Raw genomic sequence first — 14,049 nt, 5'->3', positions numbered from 1 at the left:
AGGCCGCGGGCCCATCCCCAGCCGGAAACCCTTTCCACCACCAGACCATGCGGTCAGCGGTCACATCCGGTATTAGCCCCAATTTCTTGGAGTTATCCCAGAGCCGGGGGCAGGTTGCCCACGTGTTACTCACCCGTTCGCCACTGATCCCCCACCGAAGCAGGTTCACCGTTCGACTTGCATGTGTTAAGCACGCCGCCAGCGTTCGTCCTGAGCCAGGATCAAACTCTCCGTAGATGCTTGAACCAGGCCGAGAACCAAGAGCTAGCACTCTCGATATCCATCAACCCAAAGAAACCCACAAAGGGGTTGTTACTTGGCACTGACTTTCGGCACGCTGTTGAGTTCTCAAGGAGCGGACGCGCAGCGACTGGACCCTCGCGGGCTTCGTCTCTGGCGGCTTGTCCAACTGTACGCCGTCTTCGGAGTCCTGCACCCGGAGGGTGCTCCTCCGCGGCCCTCCCGGGCCCGTCCGGCGCGTAGAGAACCATACACGACTCTCGCCGTCCGTGCGCAAGTGCGGTGGAGGCGTCCCCCGTCACACCCGGCCCCGACCCGGGGAGCCCCCGATGAGCCGGCGGAGGGTCGGGAGGGTGGGCGCCCCCGCTGGAGCGTCCCGCGGCCCCGTCCCGATCCCCGCCGCGGGCCCGCGGGTGGGCGTCCTCGTCCGGCGCGTGAGCTAGGGTGCGGTCCCCCTCAGAGGCCGAGGAAGCTCTCGATCCCCACCGTGAGGCCCGGACGCCGCCCGATCTCCCGCACCGCGAGCAGGACCCCGGGCATGAAGGACGCCCGGTCGTATGAGTCGTGGCGGAGGGTCAGGGTCTCCCCCGCCGCGCCCATGAGCACCTCCTGGTGCGCCACCAGGCCGGTCAGCCGGACGGCGTGCACCGGCACGCCCTCGACGTCGGCACCGCGCGCGCCGGGCAGGGAGTCGGTGGTGGCGTCCGGCGGGTGCGGGAGTCCGGCCGCCCGCCGGGCGGCGGCGACCAGGCGCGCGGTCCGGACCGCCGTGCCCGACGGCGCGTCGACCTTGTTCGGGTGGTGCAGCTCGACGATCTCCGTGGAGGGGAAGAAGCGCGCCGCCTCCTGGGCGAACCTCATGAGCAGCACGGCACCGATGCCGAAGTTGGGGGCGATGACGACGCCGACCCCGGGCTTGGGCCGCAGCCACTCGGCCACGGTGGCGAGCTTCTCCTCGTCGAAGCCGGTCGTGCCGACGACGCAGTGGATGTTGTTGTCGATGCAGAACCGGATGTTGTCCATGACGACGTCCGGCCGGGTGAAGTCGACGACCACCTGGGCGCCGGCGTTCGCCACGTCGAACAGCCAGTCCCCCGCATCCACCATCGCGACGAGCTCGAGGTCGTCGGCGGCGTTGACGGCCTTGACCACCTCGGTGCCCATCCGCCCGCGAGCGCCCAGGACGCCGACGGGGACGAGCGGGGTCTCCCCGGTGGGAGCGGTGGATCCGTGCTGGTCGGGCGTGGCGGAGCTCGTGGTCACCGGGTCAGGTTTCCCGGCACCGGCCCGCGATGCAAGGCAGCCCCGCGGTCAGGGGCGGGTGCGCCGGCCGACTCCCACCCACGCGAGCAGGCCGGCCAGGACGCCGATGACGTCGGCGACCCAGTCGGCCACGGACGCCGAGCGCTCCAGCGCCGAGAGCCCCTGGACGACCTCGCTCACCGCGGCGTAGACGACCAGGCTCCCGGCGAGGACACCGGTCCGGACGCCGGCCCACCTCCCGCTCGCCGCCAGCGTGGCGAAGAGCAGGAGGTGGACCAGCTTGTCCACCCCCGGTGGCGAGGAGGGGACGTCGTCCGCGGGGGCGAAGAGGACCGCGAGCGACACCAGGACGGCCACGGCGAACGCGCCGCGCGAGAGCGCGCCGTGGACGGCGAGGGCAGGGTGCGTGCGGGCCATCAGAGGCGGTCGAGCTCGGACTCGCGGTAGGGGCCGACCACCGCCAGACAGGTGTCGCGGGTGAGCAGGTCGGCCGCGACCGCGCGGACCTGGTCCTCGTCGACGCCGTCCAGCCGGGTGAGCACCTCGCGCACCGGCAGGTACTCGCCGTAGGACAGCTCGCTCTTGCCCAGGCGGCTCATGCGGGAGCCGGTGTCCTCGAGGCCCAGGACCAGCCCGCCCTTGAGCTGGCCGCGACCGCGCGCCACCTCCTCGGCGGTGAGCCCGTCGGCGGCGACGCGGGCGAGCTCCTCGCGCACCAGGCGCAACACCGCGGGCACCCGCTTGGGCGAGCACCCCGCGTAGACGGAGAACGACCCCGTCCCGGCGTAGTGCGACAGCGCGGAGCCCACGCTGTAGACCAGCCCCCGCTTCTCCCGGATCTCCTGGAACAGCCGCGAGCTCATGCCCCCGCCGACCGCGGTCTCCATGACGGCCGCCGCGTACCGCCGCTCGTCGAGCCGGCCGAGGCCGACCGAGCCCAGCAGCAGGTGGGTCTGCTCCGTACGCCGCCGGACGAGGCCGGTCGGGCGAGCGGGCGAGGTCGCCACGCCCTCCTCCCCCCGCCGCAGCGGCGCCGGACGTCCCGGACCGGACAGCCGGTCGCCGAACGCGGCGGTGACCAGGTCCAGCACCTGCTGGTGCTCGACCCGGCCGGCGGCGGTGACCACGATCGAGGGGACGGTGTAGCGCCGGCGGTACCAGCCGTCGACGTCCTCCCTGGTCAGGCCCTCGATGGACTCGACGGTGCCGAGCACCGACCGGCCCAGCGCGGTGCTGCCGAACAGCGTCTCGGCGAACAGGTCGTGGACCAGGTCGGAGGGCTCGTCGTCGCGCATGGCGATCTCCTCGAGCACCACCGTCCGCTCGCTCTCCAGGTCCGCGGCCGTGTTGAGCGCGTCGGTGACCAGGTCGCCGAGCAGGGTGACGGCCAGCGGCAGGTCGCTGGCGAGCACGTTCGCGTAGTAGCAGGTGTGCTCCTTGGCGGTGAAGGCGTTCATCTCACCGCCGACGGCGTCCATGGCCGTCGCGATCTCCAGCGCGCTGCGACTGCCGGTCCCCTTGAAGAGCAGGTGCTCGAGGAAGTGCGACGAGCCGGCGACCGCGTCGGTCTCGTCCCGCGAGCCGACGCCGACCCAGATGCCGACGGTCGCCGACAGCACCCCGGGCATCGTCTCGGTCAGCACCCGCAGGCCCCCGGGCAGCTCGGTGCGCTCGACCCGGCCGCCGACCTCGTCGACGTCCAGGACGAGCGTCTCGCCGACACCGGCCGGGGCCGGGACGGGCGCGGTGGCACCCGTCCCGGCCCCGGTCAGAGCCTGCTCGGTGGACGTGGTCACGCCTCCGCGGGCGCGACGTCGGCCGCCGGAGCGGCGTCGCCGGCCGGGGCGGCGTCAGCGGCGCCGTCACCCTCGGCCGCCACCGGCACGAGGCTGATCTTGCCGCGGGCGTCGATGTCGGTGATCTCGACCTGCAGCTTGTCGCCGACGTTGACGACGTCCTCGACCTTGCCGATCCGCTTGCCGGCACCCAGCTTGCTGATGTGCACCAGGCCGTCCTTGCCCGGGAGCAGGGAGACGAAGGCGCCGAACGGCGTGGTCTTGACGACCGTGCCGAGGAAGCGCTCGCCGACCTTGGGCATCTGCGGGTTGGCGATGGCGTTGATCCGGTCCACCGCCGCCTGGGCCGAGGGGCCGTCGGAGGCACCGACGTAGATCGTGCCGTCGTCCTCGATGGTGATGTCCGCGCCGGTCTCGTCCTGGATCGCGTTGATCATCTGCCCCTTGGGGCCGATGACCGCGCCGATCTTGTCGACCGGGATGCGCACCGTGGTGACCCGCGGCGCGTACGGGCTCATCTCGTCGGGGGCGTCGATGGCCTCGTTCATCACGTCGAGGATGTGCAGCCGGGCCGCGCGGGCCTGGGTCAGCGCCTGGGCCAGCACGTCGGACGGGATGCCGTCGAGCTTGGTGTCCAGCTGCAGCGCGGTGACGAAGTCCCGCGTGCCGGCGACCTTGAAGTCCATGTCACCGAAGGCGTCCTCGGCACCGAGGATGTCGGTCAGCGCGACGTACTCGGTCTTGCCGTCGACCTCGTCGGAGACCAGGCCCATGGCGATGCCGGCGACCGGGGCGCGCAGCGGCACACCGGCGTTGAGCAGCGCCAGGGTCGAGGCGCAGACCGAGCCCATGGACGTCGAGCCGTTGGAACCCAGCGCCTCGGACACCTGCCGGATCGCGTAGGGGAACTCCTCGCGGTCGGGCAGCACCGGGAGCAGCGCCCGCTCGGCCAGCGCGCCGTGGCCGATCTCGCGGCGCTTGGGCGAGCCGACGCGGCCGGTCTCCCCGGTGGAGTACGGCGGGAAGTTGTAGTTGTGCATGTAGCGCTTGCGGTTGACCGGCGACAGCGTGTCCAGCTGCTGCTCCATGCGGAGCATGTTCAGCGTGGTGACGCCCAGGATCTGCGTCTCGCCGCGCTCGAACAGCGCCGAGCCGTGCACCCGCGGGAGGACCTCGACCTCGGCCGAGAGCGGGCGGATGTCGGTGAGACCGCGGCCGTCGATGCGGACCTTGTCCCGCAGGATGCGCTGCCGGACGACCTTCTTGGTCAGCGCGCGGAAGGCGGCGGAGACCTCCTTCTCGCGACCCTCGAACTGGCCGGCGAGCGCCGCGACGGTCCCGTCCTTGAGCTCGTCCGTGGCGTCGTTGCGCTCCTGCTTGCCGGCGATGGCCTGGACCTCGGCCAGCCGGCCGCCGGCGTGCGACTCCACCGCGGCGTAGACGTCGTCCTGGTAGTCCAGGAAGCGCGGGAAGTCCGCGACCGGCTTGGCGGCCTTTTCGGCCAGCGCCGACTGCGCCTCGCACAGCGCCTTGATGAAGGGCTTCGCGGCCTCGAGGCCCTGCGCGACGACCTCCTCGGTCGGCGCGGTGGCGCCACCGGCGACCAGCTCGATCGTCTTCTCGGTGGCCTCGGCCTCGACCATCATGATCGCGACGTCGCCGTCGGGGAGGACGCGGCCGGCCACGACCATGTCGAAGACGGCGTCCTCGAGCTCGGCGTGGGTCGGGAAGCCCACCCACTGGCCGTTGACCAGCGCGACGCGGGTGCCGCCGACCGGGCCGGAGAACGGCAGGCCGGAGAGCTGGGTGGACGCCGAGGCGCCGTTGATGGCCAGCACGTCGTAGAGGTGGTCGGGGTCCAGCGACAGGACGGTGATGACCACCTGGACCTCGTTGCGCAGGCCCTTGGCGAAGGTGGGGCGCAGCGGGCGGTCGATCAGCCGGCAGGTGAGGATCGCGTCCTCGGAGGGGCGGCCCTCGCGGCGGAAGAACGAGCCGGGGATGCGCCCGGCGGCGTACATGCGCTCCTCGACGTCCACCGTCAGCGGGAAGAAGTCGAAGTGCTCCTTGGGCTGGCGGCCGGCCGTGGTGGCCGACAGCAGCATGGTGTCGCCCATGGTGACGACGACGGAGCCGGCGGCCTGCTTGGCGAGCCGGCCGGTCTCGAAGGTGATGGTGCGGCTGCCGAAGCTGCCGTTGTCGATGACCGCGGTGGCGGTGGTGACCCCGTCCTCGGGGTCGAACTCCGCAGCGGTGCTGTGCTGGGTGGTGGGTGCGGACACGCTGTCCTCTTCCTACGTCGCATGCGGCGACGTCCTCTTCGTGGCCTCGCGCCTGACTGCGCCCGGGTGACCGGTCTTCGATCGAAGCCTCCGGGAGTCGTCCCCCTTACGAGGAGGTGCGTGCCCGGGGGCCACCACCGAGGACCGACCAGCGTCGGGCCTCCGGCGTGAGGCCTGGGTCCCGTGCGACGGGTGCCGCACGAGAGAGGGGACCGTCCCGGGCGGGACGGTCCCCTCTGGCTCACCGGCGCAGGCCGAGCCGCTCGATGAGCGACCGGTACCGGCTGATGTCGGTCTTGGCCAGGTAGTTCAGCAGCCGGCGCCGACGACCGACCAGCAGGAGCAGCCCCCGCCGGCTGTGGTGGTCGTGCTTGTGCTGCTTGAGGTGCTCGGTCAGGTCGCTGATCCGGCGGGTCAGCATCGCGACCTGCACCTCGGGCGAACCGGTGTCCTTCTCGACCGTCGCGTACTCGGTCATGATCTGCTGCTTCGTCGCGCTGTCGAGCGCCATGGATCCCCTCCGGGGCAGGTCACGTGTGGCCCCCGGTCTCTCTCACGGGGGCAGGCTGCACACAGGTCGGGTCCACCGACCATCGATCAGACTACCAGCGAGGGGAGGGGCACCATCCGTGACAACTGGCCTGAGGGGACGGCGGACGGGAACGAGGTCGGCTCCCCGGCCGGGACGCGCCCCGCTCGTCACGACGGCTGCCGGTCGACCCCCATGACCTCGCGGGTCCGGGCGACGTCGCGGTCCATCTGGGCGACCAGGTCGTCGACGCCGGAGAACGCGGCCATCGGGCGCAGCCGCTGCACGAACTCCACGCCGACGTGCTCGCCGTAGAGGTCGCCGTCGAAGTCGAGCAGGTGGGCCTCGACGGTGCGTCGGGTGCCCTGGAACGTCGGGTTCGTGCCGACCGAGATCGCCGCCGGTGAGGTGCTCACGCTGGCCCCGGTGCGTGGGTCGAGGATGACCAGCCCGCCGGCGTAGACGCCGTCGGCCGGGATGGCGGTGAACGGCGGGGACTCCACGTTCGCGGTCGGGTAGCCCAGCTCGCGGCCGCGCCGGTCCCCGCGGACGACGACGCCCTCGATGCGGTGCGGCCTGCCCAGCGCCCGTGCCGCCGAGACCATGTCACCGGCGGCGACGCAGGCCCGGACGTAGGTCGAGGAGATGGTGATCTCCCCGTCGGCCGAGGAGTCCCCGGCCAGCGGGACCGGCTCCACGGTGAACCCGAACCGGCGACCCTCCTGGGCGAGGGTCGTGACCGTGCCCGCCGCGCGGTGGCCGTAGCTGAAGTTCTCCCCCACCACCACGGAGGCGGCGTGCAGGTGCTCGACGAGCACGGTGTGCGTGAACGTCTCCGGGGACAGCCGCATGAACTCCGGCGTGAAGGGCAGCACGCACATCTCGTCGACGCCGAGCCCGGCGACCAGCTCGGCCTTGCGGTCCAGCGAGGTCAGGATCGCCGGGTGCGAGCCCGGGCGCACCACCTCGGAGGGGTGCGGGTCGAAGGTGAGCAGCAGGCAGGGCCGGCCCAGGACGCGGGCGCGCGCCATGGCCGTGCCGATCAGCTGCTGGTGTCCCCGGTGGACGCCGTCGTACATGCCGACGGTGACCACCGTGCGTCCCAGGTCCCCGGGGGTCGCCTCCAGCCCCCGCCACCGGCGCACGTCGATGCGTCCGGGCCGCTCAGGCGACCCGGTGCAGCCAGCCGTGGGTGTCGGGCACCCGGCCGTGCTGGATGTCGAGCAGGTGCTCCCGCAGCCGCATGGTGATCGGGCCGGGCTCGCCGTCGCCGACGGTGAAGTCGCCGGTGCGCGCCTTCACCTCGCCGACCGGGGTGATGACCGCCGCGGTGCCGCAGGCGAAGGTCTCGGTGACGGTGCCGTCGGCGACACCGGAGCGCCACTCCTCCACGCTGAACTTCCGCTCGGTCACCCGGTGGCCCATCTCGCGGGCGACGGTGATCAGCGAGTCGCGGGTGATGCCGGGCAGCAGCGTGCCGGTGAGCTCGGGGGTGACCAGCTCGGCGTCGTCCCCGGAGCCGAGGACGAAGAACAGGTTCATCCCGCCCATCTCCTCGACGTAGCGCTTCTCCACCGCGTCGAGCCAGACGACCTGGTCGCAGCCGGCGTCGATGGCCTGCTCCTGGGCCAGCAGGCTGGCGGCGTAGTTGCCGGCGCACTTGACGTCGCCGGTACCGCCGGGGGCGGCGCGGATGTAGTCCTCCGACAGGTACACCGACACCGGGTGGACGCCGCGCGGGAAGTAGGCGCCGGCCGGGCTGGCGATCACCAGGAACAGGTACTCGTGCGCCGGGCGGACGCCGAGGAACGGCTCGGTCGCCAGCTGGTAGGGGCGCAGGTACAGGGTCTGGTCCGGGCCGGTGGGCACCCAGTCGCGGTCGGCCTCGACGAGTGCGTCGACGGCGGCGAGGAAGGCCTCCTCGGGCACCGGCGGCATGGCCAGCCGCTTCGCCCCGCGGACGAAACGGGCGGCGTTGGCCTCGGGCCGGAAGGTGGCCACGCTGCCGTCGGGCTGGGCGTAGGCCTTGAGGCCCTCGAAGATCGACTGCGCGTAGTGCAGCGCGGCGGTCGCCGGGTCGACCTGCAGGGGCGCGTACTGCGTCAGCCGGGCGTCGTACCAACCCTCCCCGGCGCGGTAGCGCGCGACGAACATCGAGTCGGTGAAGTACCGGCCGAAGCCCGGGTCGGCCAGCAGGGCGTCGCGCTCCGCGGCGGGACGACGGCGCACGTCCTCCACGACCACCGGCACACCCTCGGTGAAGACCCGGGGAGAGGTACGGCTGTCGGCGAGCGTGTCGGTCATGGCTCCCACCTGCGGCGTGCGCGGATCCGAGGGGCGGTCCGGCAGCTGCCGGACCGCCCGCCCACCCTAGCTGCGCCGCCCCGGCGTCCGGCGGCGACCGTCGCGGGCGGTCACGGCCGGTCGGGCGCCGCGCTCTCGATCACCTCGTAGGACCACAGGTGGGAGGAGTTGCTGGCGGCCGGCGCCAGCTCGGACCCACCGCCCTCGTGGGCGCGCGCGAAGTCCTGGCCGGACTCCCACGCCCGGTAGGCCTCCTCGCTCTCCCACCGGGTGTAGACGAGGTACTGGTCGGTGCCCTCCAGGGGGCGCAGCAGCTCGAACCACTCGAAGCCCGGGGTGCTCTCGACCGCACCGGCGCGACCCTTGAACCGCTCCTCGAACCGCTCCTGCTTGTCCTTGGGCACGGTGATCGCGTTGATCTTGACGACGCTCATGGACGCCGCATTCCCGGCGGGGCGGCCGGTCAACCCCACGACCCTGCGGACCGGTCGACCGCGGGCGAGGATGTCGCGATGACCGATGCCGCACCGGCGCCGCGGCCCGGCGTCCTCCTCGACGTCGACGGCACGCTGCTCGACACCAACTACCTGCAGGTCCTCGCCTGGTGGCAGGCCTTCCGGGACACCGGCCACGCCGAGGTGTCGATGGCCGACTGCCACCGCGCGATCGGCATCGGCAGCGCCGAGCTGGTCACCCACCTGCTGGGGGACGACGCCACCGACACCGAGGAGGTCGTCGAGGCGAAGGGCCGGCGCTACGAGCCGCTGCGGGAGCTGGTCGTCCCCTTCCCCCACGTGGACCGGCTGCTCGCCGCGTGCCGGGAGCGGGACCTGGCCGTGGTGCTGGCGACCAGCGGCATGGAGTCCGACCTGGAGTGGATGGTGCCGGCGATCGGCGGCGACGACGTCGTCGACGGGGCCACCACGTCGGCCGACGTCGAGTCGGCCAAGCCCGCGCCGGACCTGCTGCGGACCGCCGCCGCGGACCACGGCCTGGACACCGGGCGCACGGTCGCGGTCGGCGACACGATCTGGGACGTGCGGGCGGCGCGGGGCGCCGGTGTGCCCTGCATCGCGCTGACCTGCGGCGGCATCTCCCGGGCCGAGCTGGAGGAGGCCGGCGCCGACGAGGTCTACGACGACCCGGCCGACCTGCTCGCGCACCTCGACGACTCGCTCATCGGCCGGGTGGCGCGCGGCTGAAAGAGGACCCTCCTGCCCCCCGCCACTCGCAAGCTCGCGGCGGGACCCTGCAGGAGGGCCACCGCGGCCCCTTGCGGGGGTTCTCTCCTACCCAGGCGGGAACCCCACGGCGACGCGGGCGGTGGCACCGGCGTCCTCGACCAGGGCGACCAACCGGTCCGCGCCGTCCACCGCGGCGTGCAGGCCGGGGGTGCCGGTGGCGGGGATCCGCTGCCCGTACCCGAGGGCGCGCGCCTCCTCGTCGGTCAGCGTGCGCACCGGGAAGACGGCGCGGGCGGCGTCGGTGAGGCCGAGCACGCCCGCTCCCCCGCCGGCGGCCAGGGCCTGCCCGGCCTCCTCGACCGGCGCGGCCCCGGCCACCGTGAACGGGCCGGAGGCGGTGCGGCGCAGGGCGGTGAGGTGCCCGCCCACGCCGAGGGCGGCGCCGGCGTCGCGCGCGATCGCGCGGACGTAGGTGCCGGCGGTGCAGGAGACGGTGACGTCGACGTCCACCAGGTCCGGCGTGGGTCGGGTGACGCGGTGGACCTCGAGCCGGTGGACGGTCACCGCCCGCGGCTCCAGCACGACCTCCTCGCCGGCGCGCACCCGGTCGTAGGAGCGGCGGCCGGCGACCTTCACCGCGCTCACCGACGAGGGCACCTGCAGCAGCGGGCCGGTCTGCGCGGCCAGGGCGGCGGTGACGGCGTCGTCGTCCAGGTGCCCGGCCGGGGTGGTGACGAGGACCTCCCCCTCGCGGTCGTCGGTGACGGTGGTCTGGCCGAGGCGGATGGTCGCCTCGTAGGTCTTGTCGTGCCCGCCGACGTGGCCGAGGAGCCGGGTCGCCGTCCCGACGCCGAGGACCAGCAGGCCGGTGGCCATCGGGTCGAGCGTGCCGGCGTGGCCGACCCGGCGGACCGAGAGCACCCGCCGGGCGCGGGCGACGACGTCGTGCGAGGTCATGCCGCCGGGCTTGTCGACCAGCAGCAGGCCCGGGGGGACGTCGGCGTCCTGGCGCCTACCCATCGGCTCGGCTCCGCCCTCGCTCCGCTCCTCGGTCGCCGGCGCTCCCTGCGGTGCTCCCCCGGGCGTCGCCGTCGCGTCTGCTCACGCCGTCACCGTGCCAGGCGCCTGCAGCCAGCGGTCCCCCGCCACCCGGACCAGCACGCCGACCAGCCGGAGCGTGATGAACAGGGTCAGACCGGTCCACACGCCGGCCAGCCCCCACCCCAGCGGGACGGCGGCCAGCGACAGCGGCACGAAGCCGACCAGGGCCGCCCCGATGGTCACCGTGCGCAGGTAGCCGACATCGCCGGCACCCATCAGCACGCCGTCCAGGGCGAACACGACGCCGGCCAGCGGCTGCATCCCGGCGAGGAACCACCAGGCCACGGCGGCCTGCGCGAGGACCGCGGGGTCGTCGGTGAACAGCGGCAGCACCACGGGGCGCAGCGCCAGCAGCACGCCGGCGACCACCACGCCCGTGCCCAGGCCCCAGAGGGTGACCCGGCGGGCGGTGTCGCGGGCGGCGTCCGGCCGGGCCGCGCCGAGCGCCTGGCCGACGAGGGTCTGCGCGGCGATGGCGTAGGCGTCGAGCACCAGGGCGAGGAAGAAGAACAGCTGGACGGCGATCTGGTGCGCGCCGAGCTCGGCGGTGCCGGCGCGGGCGACGACCCCGGTCGCGACGAGGAACGCCACCTGCAGCACGGCGGCGCGCAGCAGCAGGTCGCGGCCGATGACCAGCTGCGCCCGCAGCGCGGCGAGCCGGGGGCGCCACGGGACGTCCTCGCGCAGGACGGCGCGGACGAACAGCGCGGCGGTGAGCGCCTGACCGGCCACGTTGGCCACGGCCGAGCCGACCAGGCCGAGGCCCGCCGGGTGCACCAGCAGCGGGCACAGGACCAGGCTGGCCGTGCTCCCGGCGAGCACGTAGCGCATCGGTCGGCGCAGTTCCTGCACCCCGCGCAGCCAACCGTTGCCGGCCAGGGAGACCAGCAGCAACGGAGCACCGAGGGAGGCCACGCGCAGCCAGCTCTCCCCCGCTGCCGCGACCGGTCCGTCGCCGCCGGCGAGCAGCCGGGTGAGCGGGCCGGCGAGGAGCTGGAACAGCAGGAGCACCGCCAGGCCGAGCGCGAGCGCCAGCCAGGTGGCCTGCACCCCCTCGGCGACCGCACCCGCCCGGTCCCCGGCACCGGCGCGGCGAGCGGCGCGGGCGGTGGTGCCGTAGGCGAGGAAGTTCAGCAGTGCCGCGGCCCAGGCCAGCAGCCCGCCGCCGACGGCGAGCCCGCCCAGCGCGACGGTGCCCAGGTTGCCGACGACCGCCGTGTCGACCAGCAGGTACAGCGGCTCCGCGGCCAGCACGACCAGCGCCGGAGCCGCGAGCGCGAGGACCGGAGGGGGATGAGCGGTGAGCCCCGCCGGACCGCGGGCACCGCGGCGCGGGGGGCGGAGCCCTCCCGACGCGGTGCCCGGGTCGGGCTCAGCGCCCGTCGGGGACGGCACCTGGACGCGGTGGGAGGCCGGAGGCCGACGATGCGCACAGCTCCTGGCGGATGCGGGCCATCGTCGTCTCGCGGTCCTCGTGCGAGGTGAAGCCGGCCGCGGCGCGGTGGCCGCCGCCACCCAGGGCCATGGCGACGCGGGCGACGTCGGTGGCGCCGCGGGAGCGCAGCGACACCGACCACGTGCCGTCGTCCTGGCCCTTGAGCACACAGGCCACGTCGGCCTCCTGGGTGGAGCGGACGACGTCGACGAGCGCCTCGAGCTGCTCACCGGGCAGGCCGTGCTCGGCGGCCTCCGCGGTGCTCGACCAGGTCCAGACCAGGCCGGCACCGGCCGCGGTCTCCAGCACGGCGCGGCCGGCGACGACCGAGAGCAGCCCCAGCCAGCCGAACGGCGCGGTGTCGAACAGCCGCTGGCTGATCGTGGCGTGGTCGATGCCGGTGGCCAGCAGCCGGGCGGCGAGGTGGTGGGTGTCCGGGCGGGTGCTGCCGAACCGGAAGGACCCGGTGTCGGCGGCGAGCCCGGCGTAGAGGCAGGTGGCCAGCCGCTCGTCGAGGGAGACACCGAGGCCGTCGAGCAGGTCGGCCACGAGGGCGACGGTCGCCGGCGCGCCGGGGTCCACGACGCGGACGTCGCCGAAGCCGGGGTTGCTCGCGTGGTGGTCGACGACCACGGACGTGGCCGCGCCCTCCAGCAGCCCGGCCAGCTCGCCGAGCCGGCCAGGCGAGGCGGCGTCGAGGCTCACGAAGACGTCCGGGGACGCCGGCACCGCCGACGAGGGCACCAGCCCCTCGGCTCCGGGCAGCCAGGCCAGTGACGCCGGCAGGGTGAACGGGTCGGGGAAGGTGGTCAGCACGCGGGCACCGCGGCGCCGCAGCCCCTCGGCGAGAGCCAGCGTGCTGCCCAGCGCGTCGGCGTCGGGCTGCACGTGCCCGGAGAGGACGACGGTGCACCGGGCCGCCGCCGCCTCGGCGAGGACGGCGGCGGCCCGGTCGGTCGGGCGGGCGCCCGGCGGGTGGGGGCCGGCGCCTCGCGGGAGGGAGACGGTCACGACCCCGGGCCCGGGTCGGCGACCGGGGACGCGTTCTCCTCCTCGGTCACCTGCCCGCCACCGACCGGGTAGCCCTGCCCGTCGTCGGGCTCGTCGGAGGCGATGCTCGGCGCCTCGCCGATCTCACCGCGCTTGCCGCCCTGCGTCGGGTCGCCGGCGTCCGGCTCGGGGCGACCGCCCAGCTCGGAGCGGCCCTGCCCCTCGTCCGGCAGGTTCGGGTCGGGGTCGTTCTCGCTCATCAGACGCTCCTGCTCCCGGTGCGCTCGTCGGCAGTGTCATCGGCAGTCCCGCCGGCGGACCGGTCCTCGGCGGAGTCGTCCTCGTCGTCGTCCTCGGAGGGCCGGCGGTAGGGGTCGGCGTCGCCGGCGTACGTGGCTCCCGCGCGGATGCGGGCCAGCTCGGCGTCGGCGTGCCGGACCCGCTGGAGCGCCTCGTCGAGCTCGCGGGCGGTGTCGGGCACGTGGTCGGCGACGAAGGCGAGCGTGGGCACGAACTTGATGCCCGTCTGCCTGCCCACGGTGGACCTCAGCACGCCGGTGGCCGACGCGAGCGCCTTGGCGGAGTCCTCGACCTGGGTGGCGTCGCCGTAGACGGTGTAGAAGACCGTCGCCTCGCGCAGGTCGCTGGTCACCCGGGCGTCGGTGACGGTCACCATGCCCAGGCGTGGGTCCTTGATCTGCGTCTCGATCGCGGCGGAGACGATCTGGCGGATGCGCACCGCGAGCTTGCGGGCGCGGGCCGGGTCGGCCATCGGACCTCCTGGTGCTGGGCGCCGGCGCGCGGCGCGGGTGGAACGGGGCACGGCCCCGGGGTGGCCTCCTGCGGGGCCCGCCGTGGTCCCGTCCCGGGTCCCGCCCTGAGCGTGCGGAGGGCGGGGAGGACGGGGTCCTTCCCCAGTGGGGCG

General features: G+C 74.2%; 14 protein-coding genes and 1 rRNA gene. 1 reads left to right on the top strand and 14 read right to left on the bottom strand.

What is annotated here, in order from left to right; translation table 11 throughout:
- The 9 genes from BMW27_RS15925 to BMW27_RS15885 all read right to left on the bottom strand — a co-directional run.
- A 16S ribosomal RNA gene (locus tag BMW27_RS15925) occupies positions 1–237 on the bottom strand; the annotation flags it as partial.
- 459 nt (positions 238–696) lie between these two features.
- On the bottom strand, positions 697–1,503 hold the full coding sequence (gene dapB / locus BMW27_RS15920; protein WP_217638178.1) for a 4-hydroxy-tetrahydrodipicolinate reductase: 807 nt from the start codon (positions 1,501–1,503) through the stop codon (positions 697–699).
- Between the two features lie 48 nt (positions 1,504–1,551).
- Positions 1,552–1,920, bottom strand: a complete 369-nt coding sequence (locus BMW27_RS15915; protein WP_091445719.1) for a VanZ family protein — start codon at positions 1,918–1,920, stop codon at positions 1,552–1,554.
- The gene (locus BMW27_RS15910; RefSeq protein WP_091445717.1) at positions 1,920–3,299 is read right to left on the bottom strand and encodes a M16 family metallopeptidase; all 1,380 of its coding nucleotides are present in this window, start codon (positions 3,297–3,299) and stop codon (positions 1,920–1,922) included. Before BMW27_RS15910 ends, BMW27_RS15915 begins: the two co-directional genes overlap by 1 nt.
- Positions 3,296–5,581 (bottom strand): polyribonucleotide nucleotidyltransferase, encoded by a 2,286-nt coding sequence (locus BMW27_RS15905; protein ID WP_091445715.1) that lies wholly within the window; start codon positions 5,579–5,581, stop codon positions 3,296–3,298. Before BMW27_RS15905 ends, BMW27_RS15910 begins: the two co-directional genes overlap by 4 nt.
- A gap of 241 nt (positions 5,582–5,822) precedes the next feature.
- Entirely contained in the window at positions 5,823–6,092 is a 270-nt protein-coding gene (rpsO, locus tag BMW27_RS15900; RefSeq protein ID WP_012949947.1) for a 30S ribosomal protein S15, read from the bottom strand.
- A 188-nt stretch (positions 6,093–6,280) separates the two neighbouring features.
- Positions 6,281–7,255 (bottom strand): bifunctional riboflavin kinase/FAD synthetase, encoded by a 975-nt coding sequence (locus BMW27_RS15895; protein WP_091445713.1) that lies wholly within the window; start codon positions 7,253–7,255, stop codon positions 6,281–6,283.
- A 19-nt stretch (positions 7,256–7,274) separates the two neighbouring features.
- On the bottom strand, positions 7,275–8,414 hold the full coding sequence (locus BMW27_RS15890) for a branched-chain amino acid aminotransferase (RefSeq protein ID WP_175486528.1): 1,140 nt from the start codon (positions 8,412–8,414) through the stop codon (positions 7,275–7,277).
- Between the two features lie 110 nt (positions 8,415–8,524).
- On the bottom strand, positions 8,525–8,848 hold the full coding sequence (locus BMW27_RS15885; protein WP_091445711.1) for an antibiotic biosynthesis monooxygenase family protein: 324 nt from the start codon (positions 8,846–8,848) through the stop codon (positions 8,525–8,527).
- 78 nt (positions 8,849–8,926) lie between these two features.
- On the opposite strand from BMW27_RS15885, the gene BMW27_RS15880 reads away from it, so the two are divergent.
- Complete coding sequence (locus BMW27_RS15880) at positions 8,927–9,616, top strand: HAD family hydrolase (RefSeq protein ID WP_091445709.1); 690 nt, start codon at positions 8,927–8,929, stop codon at positions 9,614–9,616.
- An 87-nt stretch (positions 9,617–9,703) separates the two neighbouring features.
- Here the strand turns inward: BMW27_RS15880 and truB are convergent, their stop codons facing one another.
- The 5 genes from truB to rbfA all read right to left on the bottom strand — a co-directional run bounded on the left by truB (position 9,704) and on the right by rbfA (position 13,896).
- A complete protein-coding gene (gene truB, locus BMW27_RS15875) occupies positions 9,704–10,618 on the bottom strand; it encodes a tRNA pseudouridine(55) synthase TruB (RefSeq protein WP_091445707.1) in 915 nt (304 codons plus the stop codon).
- An 81-nt stretch (positions 10,619–10,699) separates the two neighbouring features.
- Positions 10,700–11,953, bottom strand: a complete 1,254-nt coding sequence (locus BMW27_RS15870; protein WP_245743624.1) for an MATE family efflux transporter — start codon at positions 11,951–11,953, stop codon at positions 10,700–10,702.
- A 118-nt stretch (positions 11,954–12,071) separates the two neighbouring features.
- Complete coding sequence (locus BMW27_RS15865; protein WP_091445705.1) at positions 12,072–13,145, bottom strand: DHH family phosphoesterase; 1,074 nt, start codon at positions 13,143–13,145, stop codon at positions 12,072–12,074.
- On the bottom strand, positions 13,142–13,384 hold the full coding sequence (locus BMW27_RS15860; protein WP_091445704.1) for a hypothetical protein: 243 nt from the start codon (positions 13,382–13,384) through the stop codon (positions 13,142–13,144). The genes BMW27_RS15865 and BMW27_RS15860 overlap by 4 nt, the downstream gene beginning before the upstream one ends.
- Positions 13,384–13,896, bottom strand: a complete 513-nt coding sequence (gene rbfA, locus BMW27_RS15855; RefSeq protein WP_091445702.1) for a 30S ribosome-binding factor RbfA — start codon at positions 13,894–13,896, stop codon at positions 13,384–13,386. The genes BMW27_RS15860 and rbfA overlap by 1 nt, the downstream gene beginning before the upstream one ends.
- Positions 13,897–14,049: the final 153 nt, after the last annotated feature.

It is taken from the genome of Geodermatophilus poikilotrophus (assembly GCF_900111455.1).
Classification (GTDB): domain Bacteria; phylum Actinomycetota; class Actinomycetes; order Mycobacteriales; family Geodermatophilaceae; genus Geodermatophilus; species Geodermatophilus poikilotrophus.
The sequence above is the reverse complement of the archived record's forward strand: the minus strand, read 5'-3'. Positions and strand labels throughout refer to the sequence as shown.

Excerpts from the sequence above, each read along its gene's own strand:
- BMW27_RS15915 (WP_091445719.1), bottom strand. The coding sequence starts at position 1,920 with ATGGCCCGCACGCACCCTGCCCTCGCCGTCCACGGCGCGCTCTCGCGC.
- rpsO (WP_012949947.1), bottom strand. The coding sequence starts at position 6,092 with ATGGCGCTCGACAGCGCGACGAAGCAGCAGATCATGACCGAGTACGCG.
- BMW27_RS15890 (WP_175486528.1), bottom strand. The coding sequence starts at position 8,414 with ATGACCGACACGCTCGCCGACAGCCGTACCTCTCCCCGGGTCTTCACC.
- BMW27_RS15885 (WP_091445711.1), bottom strand. The coding sequence starts at position 8,848 with ATGAGCGTCGTCAAGATCAACGCGATCACCGTGCCCAAGGACAAGCAG.
- BMW27_RS15880 (WP_091445709.1), top strand. The coding sequence starts at position 8,927 with ATGACCGATGCCGCACCGGCGCCGCGGCCCGGCGTCCTCCTCGACGTC.
- truB (WP_091445707.1), bottom strand. The coding sequence starts at position 10,618 with ATGGGTAGGCGCCAGGACGCCGACGTCCCCCCGGGCCTGCTGCTGGTC.
- BMW27_RS15860 (WP_091445704.1), bottom strand. The coding sequence starts at position 13,384 with ATGAGCGAGAACGACCCCGACCCGAACCTGCCGGACGAGGGGCAGGGC.
- rbfA (WP_091445702.1), bottom strand. The coding sequence starts at position 13,896 with ATGGCCGACCCGGCCCGCGCCCGCAAGCTCGCGGTGCGCATCCGCCAG.